The organism is Sphaerochaeta sp. UBA5836, assembly GCF_002432845.1.
Lineage (GTDB): Bacteria > Spirochaetota > Spirochaetia > Sphaerochaetales > Sphaerochaetaceae > Sphaerochaeta.
This window is the reverse complement of record NZ_DJGW01000101.1, coordinates 1-3,806: the sequence shown is the minus strand read 5'-3', so window position 1 is coordinate 3,806 and position 3,806 is coordinate 1. Positions and strand designations below refer to the sequence as shown.

Annotated in this window: 3 protein-coding genes; 1 reads left to right on the top strand and 2 read right to left on the bottom strand. The window is 50.8% G+C overall.

Features of this window, described 5'->3' with window-relative positions:
• Together B3F49_RS09420 and murA are read right to left on the bottom strand one after the other, a co-directional pair.
• Positions 1 to 926 (bottom strand): cache domain-containing protein (locus B3F49_RS09420; RefSeq protein ID WP_293910638.1); only part of this gene is annotated, 926 nt, incomplete at its 3' end.
• A gap of 485 nt (positions 927 to 1,411) precedes the next feature.
• On the bottom strand, positions 1,412 to 2,701 hold the full coding sequence (murA, locus tag B3F49_RS09415) for a UDP-N-acetylglucosamine 1-carboxyvinyltransferase (RefSeq protein ID WP_293890356.1): 1,290 nt from the start codon (positions 2,699 to 2,701) through the stop codon (positions 1,412 to 1,414).
• A 94-nt stretch (positions 2,702 to 2,795) separates the two neighbouring features.
• Between murA and B3F49_RS09410 the strand changes: the two genes are divergently transcribed.
• Positions 2,796 to 3,806 (top strand): adenosine kinase (locus B3F49_RS09410; RefSeq protein ID WP_293910636.1); only part of this gene is annotated, 1,011 nt, incomplete at its 3' end.

Genomic DNA, 3,806 nt, shown 5'->3' with positions numbered 1-3,806 from the left:
GGTGCGATCCGCCTCACAATCCTTGTGCTTTGGCCGGTCGTGGTATCGATATACCCATTCATGTCATCCAGATGGATTCCCATGGCGACTATCCAGTCAAAGTCCTTGTAGAGCTTGGCATAGGTGAGTTTCTCGGAGATGGTTTCGCTGCCCATCTTCTTGAAGTAATAGGTGAAAAACAGTTCACCATGTTGTTTCACACCTTCCAGCTCGGTCTTATAGGGGGTGGTGCCCTTCACATCGGTCATGTTGGTGGAAAGCTTTGTTCCAACTGTATCACGCAGGTTGGGGTGGATGCGCCTGATGGCGTAATCATCACCTCCTTCGTAGTTGAGAACCTCATTCACCCAGATGTAGGAATTCTCCGAATATGTTGAGTCATAGATTTCCTTGGCGATATGCTCTTTCACCTGTTCATCAACAAAGTCTTGGGGAATACCAACAAAGAGCGTATAGGGCCCTAAGGACTTGAGTGCATATATGGTATATGCTTGAGAAAGATAGCCAGCCATCTCAACAGGGACAACACCCATCTGAAACACCCCGTGGCTGTCCAGAAGCACATGTCCTGTATTCTTCTCCCAGAGTATCGCCGTCCAGAGCGCATTGCTCTCGTTGGCGAAATAGGAGATGATTTGGTCGATGTGCTCGCTGCCGCTTTCGTACAGGTGATCGACCATGTAGATTGTTCTTTCCAGCTCCGTAAGAAAATACTGCTGAGCCAGCTCGCGTTGGGTATCGATCCGCTTTATTTGGTTGTTCACCGTATCGTAGAGGAACCGACGCTTCAGCTGCTCTATGCTTTGCGCTGTATTAGTGGTATAGACGCGCTCGACCCGCATGAGCGTCAACAATGACATGACAAGAAGCAGGATGGTGGAGAGCAGGACGAGTGCTGTACTGACAATCCAATTCTTTTGCTTCATACCACTCCCTGCATAATTTTTTCTTCAAGCGTATCATACGAAGGCCAAATCAACAATGCAAAAACTTGCCCTGCAGCATGTGCAGTTATCCACAAGTTCTTCTTGTAACAAGAGAGAAAAACCTACTTGAGAAAATGCTTGTAAGTACTGTCGAGAGGTGATTTACCCAGTACTTCAGAATCGAGGAAAGGTTGTGGATAACCTGTTGATAACTGGTTTATCTTCTGTACATCGATCATCAAAAAGAAGTATGTAAAACCACATGAAACCCATATAAAAATTAGTGTGAAGTTGTGAGCTAGGAATTTAATTAATTGCATATAATATATTAAGTTGTCATTCTTCGAAGATACGTCGCAAAACCTGTTGCAACATACAGCAACTTCTCACTTCTCCGCCTGGTATGCAACACGGAAAAAACAGGTTGTGGATAACTTGTGGATAACGTTGTGGACAGCAGACGGAAATCAAGGCGAATTCATGATTTACTCACATCTTTCTATCTCAAGACCAAGTGCCTGCAGCTTTCCTGCAAGGTCCTCGTATCCCCGTTCAATTTGGTAGATATTCTGGATTACACTCTCCCCCTGGGCACAGGCTGCAGCAATGACCAAGGCCATTCCAGCCCGAACATCAGGACTGGTGACCGTAGATCCGAACAGCTGGGAAGGCCCATGCACTACGGCACGATGGGGATCGCACAAAATAATATCCGCGCCCATCCTGATGAGCCAATCGACGAAATACATCCTCGATTCAAACATCTTCTCATGGATGAGAATGGAACCTTCCATTTGGGTTGCACACACGGTGATGATGCTCAGAAGATCGGCGGGAAACCCCGGCCAGGGAGCGTCGTCGATCTTTGCCGTATGGCCTCCAACCTCCTTGGTCAGGATGCGCTTCTGCTTCCGGGGAACCAACAAAGAGGAGGGGCCATCCTCGACAAAGGTGATACCGATTCGTTCGAAGCCGAGCCGTATCATTCGCAGATGTTCATGCTGTACACCCTTGATCAGAACCTGTCCGCCGCTGGCCCCGGCGAGCCCGATGAATGATCCAATTTCCATGTAGTCACTGCCCAACCGGAATTCACAACCTCTCAAGCGTTTTTGTCCCTTGACCCTGAGCCGGTTCGAACCAATACCGTCGATGATGCATCCCATGTTCTGCAACATGACACACAAGTCCTGGACATGCGGCTCGCTTGCGGCATTGTTGATAATGCTCTCGCCCCGGGCAAGGGAGGCTGCCATCAGGACATTCTCCGTGGCGGTGACCGAAGCTTCATCCAAAAACACATCAGAGCCGATGAGTGTTCTGTTTCTCGTCTTGATATGAATCTCACCTGCTTCATTGATCGTGCAGTCGGCGCCCAGGGCGGACAGCCCCATGAAATGGGTATCCAAACGCCTCAGGCCGATGACATCCCCACCCGGAGGAGTGAGCCGGACTTCTTCGTTGGTTGCCAGCAGAGGGCCGAGGAGAAGAATTGAACCCCGTACCGCCTCAACCAGATCTCGCTTGAGCAAGCCATTGCGGCTTCCTGTGGTGATCGTATACGTATGGGCGTCCTGTCGAACCACCGCTGAACCAAGGCCTTGCAGCAATTGGAGCATTACCTGTACATCCTCGATGTCGGGTACGTTCATCAAATGAACAGGCTCGTCTGTCAGCAGCGTGGCCGCAAGACAAGGAAGGGCGGAGTTCTTGTTGCCACTGGTCAGCACCTCTCCGCTTGCTGCCTTCCCGCCTACGATTCGATACTCACCCATCGCCGCCCCCTTTGCTGTCATCCTACCCTTGTGACACCACTTTCGCAAGGTCATTGTTGTGTTGCATGCATCAGCGATGATAGAATAGCAGTACATGAACAAGATGCAGCACATGGTATATGGAATAGGAAATCCTCTCATCGACATCATCGTAAGCGTTGATGAGCAGGACGTCATTGACTTGGGTATTCACAAGGGCACCATGGCGCTCATTGGCAGAGAGCGGATGGAGGAACTGCTGCAACTGAGCAAGAACCGCAAGACCACCTACTCATGCGGAGGTTCCTGTCCCAACACCATCATTGCCTTGGCTTCCTTGGGAGTACCTGCGACCTTGGCCGGCAAGATCGGCAACGACGAGAACGGCACTATTTATCGTAATAGGCTGGTAAGCCTTGGGGTACAGGATGAATTGGTCACCACGGACAAGGAGATGACCGGGTCCACCATCATCCTCATCACCCCCGACAGCGAACGTAGCATGAATACCTTTCTTGGAGCCAACCGGCTCTATGAGGAGGGCGATGTCCTTGAAAGCACGGTTGCCGCAGCAGACTTCTTTCATTTCACCGGGTACATGTGGGACACCCAAAGTCAGCAGGGAGCCATTAAAAAAGCCCTTTCCATCGCCAAGAAAAACAACACCACCATCTCGTTCGACCTTGCCGACCCGTTTGCCGTCGGTCGATACCGCGAGCCCTTCCTCTCTTTGATCAAGGAGAGCTGCAACATCGTATTTGCGAACCGGGAGGAGGCACGCATCCTGTTCGACAACTACGACCCCTATGAATGCTGCCGCTCTATGGGAAAGCTTTGCAGAACCGCCATTGTAAAGAACGGCAAAAAGGGTTCCTACATCTGCCACGATGGAGTCATAACCGCCATTCCGGTGAAAGGTCCGGTAGTACCGGTAGACACCACCGGTGCCGGGGATGTCTACGCCGCAGGCTTTTTGTACGGTCAGTACCACAAATTATCAATCCAGGATTCAGGCATCATCGCATCGATTCTCGCAGGCGAGATCATCACCCAGAGGGGAGCCCAATTCAGCAATGAGAAGGCTGAGGAGTTGAGAAACCTGCTCGGTTCAGGTGCGTGGCGTTCG

Coding starts and splice junctions, on each gene's coding strand:
- murA (WP_293890356.1), bottom strand. CDS start 2,701: ATGGGTGAGTATCGAATCGTAGGCGGGAAGGCAGCAAGCGGAGAGGTG.